At 54.8% G+C, this 6,364-nt stretch carries 8 protein-coding genes; 5 read left to right on the top strand and 3 right to left on the bottom strand.

Features of this window, described 5'->3' with window-relative positions:
- Positions 1–1,233: 1,233 nt before the first annotated feature.
- The 5 genes from VSQ83_RS26710 (at position 1,234) to VSQ83_RS26690 (ending at position 2,940) form a co-directional block, all read left to right on the top strand.
- The gene (locus VSQ83_RS26710) at positions 1,234–1,662 is read left to right on the top strand and encodes a hypothetical protein (protein WP_326427936.1); all 429 of its coding nucleotides are present in this window, start codon (positions 1,234–1,236) and stop codon (positions 1,660–1,662) included.
- Positions 1,663–1,778: 116 nt separating this feature from the next.
- Positions 1,779–1,976: a hypothetical protein gene (locus VSQ83_RS26705; RefSeq protein ID WP_326427935.1), complete on the top strand. Its 198-nt coding sequence runs from the start codon at positions 1,779–1,781 to the stop codon at positions 1,974–1,976.
- Between the two features lie 171 nt (positions 1,977–2,147).
- Positions 2,148–2,444, top strand: a complete 297-nt coding sequence (locus VSQ83_RS26700; protein WP_326427934.1) for a hypothetical protein — start codon at positions 2,148–2,150, stop codon at positions 2,442–2,444.
- The gene (locus VSQ83_RS26695; RefSeq protein ID WP_326427933.1) at positions 2,441–2,695 is read left to right on the top strand and encodes a hypothetical protein; all 255 of its coding nucleotides are present in this window, start codon (positions 2,441–2,443) and stop codon (positions 2,693–2,695) included. Before VSQ83_RS26700 ends, VSQ83_RS26695 begins: the two co-directional genes overlap by 4 nt.
- Positions 2,692–2,940: a hypothetical protein gene (locus tag VSQ83_RS26690; protein WP_106118787.1), complete on the top strand. Its 249-nt coding sequence runs from the start codon at positions 2,692–2,694 to the stop codon at positions 2,938–2,940. The genes VSQ83_RS26695 and VSQ83_RS26690 overlap by 4 nt, the downstream gene beginning before the upstream one ends.
- 277 nt (positions 2,941–3,217) lie before the next feature.
- On the opposite strand, the gene VSQ83_RS26685 is transcribed toward VSQ83_RS26690, so the two are convergent.
- The 3 genes from VSQ83_RS26685 to VSQ83_RS26675 are packed head-to-tail and all read right to left on the bottom strand — an operon-like array spanning position 3,218 to position 5,209.
- A complete protein-coding gene (locus tag VSQ83_RS26685) occupies positions 3,218–3,916 on the bottom strand; it encodes a glutathione S-transferase N-terminal domain-containing protein (RefSeq protein WP_166589624.1) in 699 nt (232 codons plus the stop codon).
- Positions 3,917–3,928: 12 nt separating this feature from the next.
- Complete coding sequence (locus VSQ83_RS26680) at positions 3,929–4,606, bottom strand: glutathione S-transferase family protein (RefSeq protein ID WP_200646073.1); 678 nt, start codon at positions 4,604–4,606, stop codon at positions 3,929–3,931.
- 21 nt (positions 4,607–4,627) lie between these two features.
- Complete coding sequence (locus VSQ83_RS26675) at positions 4,628–5,209, bottom strand: TetR/AcrR family transcriptional regulator (RefSeq protein WP_258178644.1); 582 nt, start codon at positions 5,207–5,209, stop codon at positions 4,628–4,630.
- Between the last annotated feature and the right edge of the window lie 1,155 nt (positions 5,210–6,364).

Genomic DNA, 6,364 nt, shown 5'->3' with positions numbered 1-6,364 from the left:
AGCCAATTCTGTCGGGAAAACCCCCGTCTGTCCAGCTTCCAGCCTCCCCCGACACCTCTTCCCGACGCTTGGAATCAAGATGCTTTGGGCCCGGGAAAGTAATAGCTGCCGATCAAGGGGATCTCTTCACGGCAGCCGGTATAGCCGGTTAGGTGCGACCCGCAAGGGCGAGAAGGCAATGGCAGGGCAGCGTAAAACCCCAACCACGGGCGCTGTCACTGTCCTAAAACCCACCAACCGCCAGACGCCGAAGAGGGCAGGGGGCGCAGTGGTAAACAATCCCCGAAAGTCTGGAACGCCTGTTGGGAGTGGGAGCCGGGTGCTGTACCTGGAACAAAATCCTCACTGCGTGGAGTCATGCGAGACGCTTTTTTTAAAAGCCGATCGTAGGGGCTCCCACGCCAGTGGGAGCCATCAAGAGCGTCGCGTAGCCATCATTATTGCCGCCAGTGGGCGGCCTTAGACTGGCGTCAGCCATCATTGCTCGTGCTCTTGTCTCTCAGGGTTATTACCTGCTCTGGATTTTTCCCAGCGAGTGGGGGTCCCCCTTTAGGGGGTCGAGCTGGTGAGCGCGCAGCGCGAATGCCCTTGGCTTTTTGCCCTTTTGTACCTTTTCACCTTTGTACGCTTTCTATGGGCCTTCTATTGCTGGAGTAATAACCGCAGCAATAGAACGACCCATAGCAAAAACCATAGATAAACCAAGACAAAAACAGATCCACAGCGCGCCATCCCTACGGTCTGTCGTGGCCGCCCTGCGGGACGCCCAAACCTTCCGGGGGAGCGCCCCTTCAGGCTTTCAGGGTTCCGACTCGCTGCGCGAGCCTCCACCCTCTTTCCTCCCCTGCGCCCTGGACGGGCTTGTCTCGAAAATTCACCCGCGTGCGCGCCCGGCAAAGCCGGACCAATCTGCATTCTGCAATTGCGCGACGTCTCGTTGCGGTCCTTTGTCCCTTTCTTGACTGCTACATCGCGAATCCAGGTTGGTCCGGTTTCACCTGACGCGCACGCAAGCGGTGCGGCCTGATGCTTCGCACCCTGGTTACACCCTGAACGGGTTTCACCAGGGCAGACCGGAAAAATTTGGCCTAGGGGCCATTTTTCCTAACTCCCCTCGTGGGCTCGGGGGAGTTTCTGTCAGGCTACTTTCGCCGTCTTCGACGACGATTTATCAGAGCGGCTAAGGCCGCTCTGGACGCGTTACCATGCGATTTTTGCTTGGGAGATAACTTCATGCAGCGTTTGGTAAAGCCGTCGGATTACGTCCTGCAGGACGTTCTTGGCCAATCGATGTATCAGATTCCCTGGGAGCCCAGGCTCTGCCCGGGCAACCCAGCAGAAGATCCCGAGGTTGGCGCACTGCTTTACAACGCATTCGTCCAGGATCAGGCCAAAGGTGTTGTGCCGCGGACACCCGCCGAGCAGATGAGCGATATCCTGGATTGGGTTTTCGAAACTGCGGGCGAACCCGCCCGCAGCTTGGCCACTGACTTGGCGGCAGCGTACCTGGGCAAGCACGCCTTCCTGATCGATGATATGGAGGATTGGGACGCGGAAACCAAGTCGCACCGGGCACACATGGTTTTTCATGGCGAGGACATTAGGGGACTTTCAGCGCGAACCGTCATGAAATTGCGGGCTCGAGCTGCCGCCGGATTTTAGCCGCGACAATATCGTTCGACCGGTTGTTGCTACTAGCAACACGGGAGCGCATAACGAATAGAAAGGAACCCGGGCAGTTCCGTGTCGGTGCTGCCTACACAACCCAAGGAGTCACGATGTCGAACACTAATATCGGCGAGATTTATGAATCGTTCAGCGAGGATGATGCTAATCAATACTTAGCCAACGGCTGGGTGATTGTTGCTGTGGTTAGCGGAGTTCGCGAGCTGGCAGGCAAAGAGGAAGTAGGACCGGTCTATGTGCTGGGCAAGCCAGCAGCAACAGCCGGCAAGACATTCCTGACCAAGAAGTGAGCAGCCGTTACGAATAACGCCGCTTATGTCAAAAAGGCCCCCACACTTGAGAGAGTGCTGGGGGCCTTTTTTTGTGGGCACGGAAACCACACCCCCCTACACTGGTACACCAGACCCCCTTGCTATGGTTTTACGCGTAGTGGGCCACCTACTCGGACAAGGAAACCGCATATGCTCATCGAACAAGAAGTGGTAAGGCGCGGCCTGCAGTTAATGAAACTTACACATCCAGCTGAGGCCGCACTGACCAGCGCATTGCTAGAAACGCTTAGCTATGAAAAAAGCGTCCACCGAGACCCCAACCAGCTTCGGGTCATGGCATTTACGCTGGGAAAAAAACTGGCCACCGAAGGTAAAAAAGGGCTGATCAGTTGGAATGCCTGGTTGCTGCAGTTTGTGAAAGACGGTGCCTTGAGTGAAGAACAGGCCGCTGACTTCAAACGTCAGGCTGAGGAGATCCGGCGATGAATGTTCGTTACGGTAACGATCCGTTTACCGCGATAAAAATGCCGCCCGAGGTTCTAGAGAACCTGCGCCTCCGCCTGACCACTATCGAGCTCAGCGCCGACACCCTGCAGGTGCATCTGGCCAGCGAACGAGCTCAAGGTTTTGTCGAAGCGCTTGAGGTGCTCAAGGTGCTTAAGCCGGCGGAGATTGAAAGCCTGTACCTGATCATGGATGACGCCGCTCAGGAGCGCGTCACGGCGTTGCTGCTGTGATCGGGGACGGGATTCACGAAGACGCGTTGCAGCACCTGGTACAACAGAACGCGGTCAGGGAGTTTGTCGCCGGCCGTGATACCACCCGTACCAAGTGGACGTTTTCGGTACGCCTCGGCGGGCCGCACTCGCGGCTGATCCCGGTACGGTCGAGGCGCGAAGTGATTCGTACCTGGGCCAGCCTGACAGCGGTAGGTCGCTTTGCCGAGGGGTTGGGCGTGCGGGGCTTTGCAGTTGAACTATGACCTACCATTGCGACTAAATCGCAGGCAAAAAAAACCGCCTTTAGGAAGGCGGTTTTTTCTTGAGTGCAGGTTAGGCCGACACTCAATACATCCCACGGGATGCACAGACAAGCTAAGTTTACGGCTCATAGTCATGTCAGCAACAACGATCAGACGACGAACTAGGGCTGTATTGGAAAAATACCATTTTGATGAAGCCTCGGTACTTACCGAGGTTTCAACCGTTTTTATGGCGTTTCGTCGCATCCCCTGAAAAAAAACTGGCTGAAACGATCGCTTATCGAACCGTGCTCGCGTCCTGATTGAATAGCAGCTTGCGTGTTTCCTCGTCGACGACCGGAGCGGTGTTGATTCGTTCCGCCATCGCATATGCACGCTTTGTCGCAGGTCGATCACCTACTCGCTCAAACCAGCGAGCCAAATGAGGGAAGTCGGCAAGCTCTTGCTGCTGCCGGACGTGGGGCACAATCCATGGATAACTGGCCATGTCGGCAATGCTGTAGTCGCCAGCGATGTAGTCACGGCCATCCGCCAAGTGTTTATTCAACACGCCATACAATCGAGCGGTTTCCTTGACGTAGCGCTCCTGCGCATAGGGAATTGGCACCGGAGCGTATTGTACGAAGTGATGATTCTGCCCCGCCATCGGCCCCAACCCACCCATTTGCCAGAACAACCACTGCAAGGTTTCGTTGCGCCCTCGTAGATCGCCAGGAATGAACTGATGAGTTTTATCTGCCAGGTACAACAAAATGGCACCCGACTCGAAGACTGACAACGGCTGACCACCGTCCAGTGGCTCATGATCTACAATGGCTGGAATACGATTATTGGGAGCAATTTTTAAAAATGAAGGCGTGAATTGCTCCCCTTTCCCAATGTTCACCGGCACGATCCGATAAGGCAGGCCCGACTCTTCAAGGAATATGGAAATTTTGTGCCCGTTAGGGGTAGTCCAGTAATGCAGGTCGATCATGATCTTGCACCTCTACTGAATAATCTGAGGGAACATCGCTTTACGGGCGTCAGCATCCATTTCGGTCTTGTAACTGTGTTGGGTCTTCAGTGCTTCAGCTCGCTGGGCTGCCGGTCGCGCATTGATTTCATCAAGGAGCCGTTTGACGTTTGGAAGTTTCCCCCAAGCTTCGTCACCCAGGATGAAAGGTACTGCTCGCGCCCAGCCCCACACCGCCATATCCACCAGCGTGTACTCATTTCCTAACATGTAAGGCATGTTTGCCAGGCGGTCGTTGATGATCGTCCAGTGACGCCAGGCTTCAAAGGTGTAACGGGTAACGGCGTAATCTTTGGGGTCGGGGGCGAAGTGTTTGAAATGCACTGCCTGACCAGAGTACGGGCCGATGCCAGTCGCGATGAACATGAGCCAGGAATACATTTCTCCACGTGCTTTCAGATTGTCAGCGGGTAGGAATTTTCGGCTCTTTTCCGCCAGGTAAAGCAGTATGGCGTTGCTGTCGAACACTACGGTGTCGCCGTCAACCAAAGCCGGTGTCTTGGCGTTTGGGTTGATCTTGAGAAACGCCGGATCGTGCTGCTCTCCCTTGCGGGTATCGACAGGGATGAGTTCGTACGCAAGACCTGCTTCCTCGAGGAAAAGCGCAACTTTTGCGGGGTTGGGTGACGGGTGATAGTAGAACTTGATCATGTTGACTCCGTGTAGTGGCGGTCAGTGAATGTCGCAAAGTGCCAGGGGCGGAAGCCCAAGACTTTTGAGTGCAATACCAATAGCGTCTGTGACACACGCAGGATCAGGATTAATTCGCGCCAACACTCGAACGCCTAGCAATACGCTAAGGAGGTGATTGGCGCCCGCCGTTGCATTGACTTCTCCAGCAACGTCGCGTTGTGTGGTGAAGGCAACCAGCCGGCCTTCAAAAAAACTTCGAATTGTCTGGAGTTCATCTACCACTGCCTGACGCAAGTCTGCGTCATCTGCTCTCGCCTCGATGGCCGAATTTACCAGCAGGCATCCGCGATGAAGGGGATCGTTCAGCGTGCGATCTACCAGTTCTGCAAAAAATCTGGTAATGGCCATTCCAGAATGAGGCAAGCCTTCAAGACGCTGAATTCGCTCACGCACGCTGCATTCCAGATAGTGATCAAGGGAACGACGATAAAGACTGCGTTTATCGCCAAAGGCGTTGTACAGGCTTGGCTGGTTTAGGCCTGTGGCCTTGACGAGATCGCGGGTAGAAGTCCCCTCATATCCATGCGTCCAGAATGCCTCGACTGCGGCGGTTAGAACCATTGACTCATCGAATGTACGAGGGCGGGCCATTGACTGAATACGCTCTGCGGGTTTGTTACCGACCATAACACATGTTTTGTATCGATCGACACAAAACGAATTTTCGATTCCGTATTTTTCGGGTTTGCGCTGTTACCAATGGGTTGAGCCCTACCCCGCAAGCTTCAGAGCTTCCGTTGCGAGGCTACTGGTTGACGGATGAGGGTCTCAATTCAGTAACTCAAGGAAAACTCACAGGGAGAGCAGCAGGCAACACAGAGACAACACAGAGACACAGATAAGTAGACCAGCATCATGGCTTGTTTATTGGTCTATGCGGTTGATTAGACTGGGCCAAGTCACCGGCTCCTGAGGTTTCCTGGTACAGAGGTTTTGACCTCCGTTGGAGTTTCGCGCCCGCGAAACTGACGGTGGCTTTCAGTCATCTAGAGCGTCGAGCAGATTGGCCCAAGTAGCGGTGTCCCCTAGTTTCGTACTCGGAGCCGAAACAGGTTTTGGGGCGGGCTTATGCTCAATCAGCCGAAGTGACTCACGTAATTCGTGTATCTCTGTGCGCAGCAGTCGAACTTCCTCAATTAGCGGCTGTAGGGCTGGGTGTAGGGCGTCTATTTCAGATGTAGGGAAAGTGTAGGGCGAGGGTGTTGGGTTAAGTGTAGGGCGGTGTAGGGGACGTCCCTGTGGTTCGCCATAGACACGGATCATTTCTGATAGGTCGATAACCTTTTGCCCTTTACCGTCCAGGCCAGCAGTCACGCGGCCTTTAGACACGGCCTCGTGCAATGTTGAACGGTGCAAACCGTAGAGTTTTGCCATGCGGCCGATGGTTAATTTTGCCATGTAGGGCAGTGTCGGGTTCTGTCTGTAGGGTGCCCACAGTCTACTGCTATAACCGACCGTTCACTAATGCGGTCCGTAGGACCTTGTAGGCTACGGTGCAGCTAGGCAGTCAAGCTGCCAGCCCCTCACGGTAGCTTGTGAAAGACACAGGGTTTGCGCTGGGCGAGCAAACGCAATATCTTTGGGCGATAGATACATAGCATTAAAACGAAAAAACCCTGCCAAGGCAGGGTTTCATTCGGGCCAGCGGCGACGGCAATCGCTCTGGCCAAGGTCTCGGGGAATCTCTGCTTTGCGTGCGGGGAACGAGACCTGGTA

Source organism: Pseudomonas sp. DSV-1 (assembly GCF_035830915.1).
Lineage (GTDB): Bacteria > Pseudomonadota > Gammaproteobacteria > Pseudomonadales > Pseudomonadaceae > Aquipseudomonas.
The sequence above is the reverse complement of the archived record's forward strand: the minus strand, read 5'-3'. Positions and strand labels throughout refer to the sequence as shown.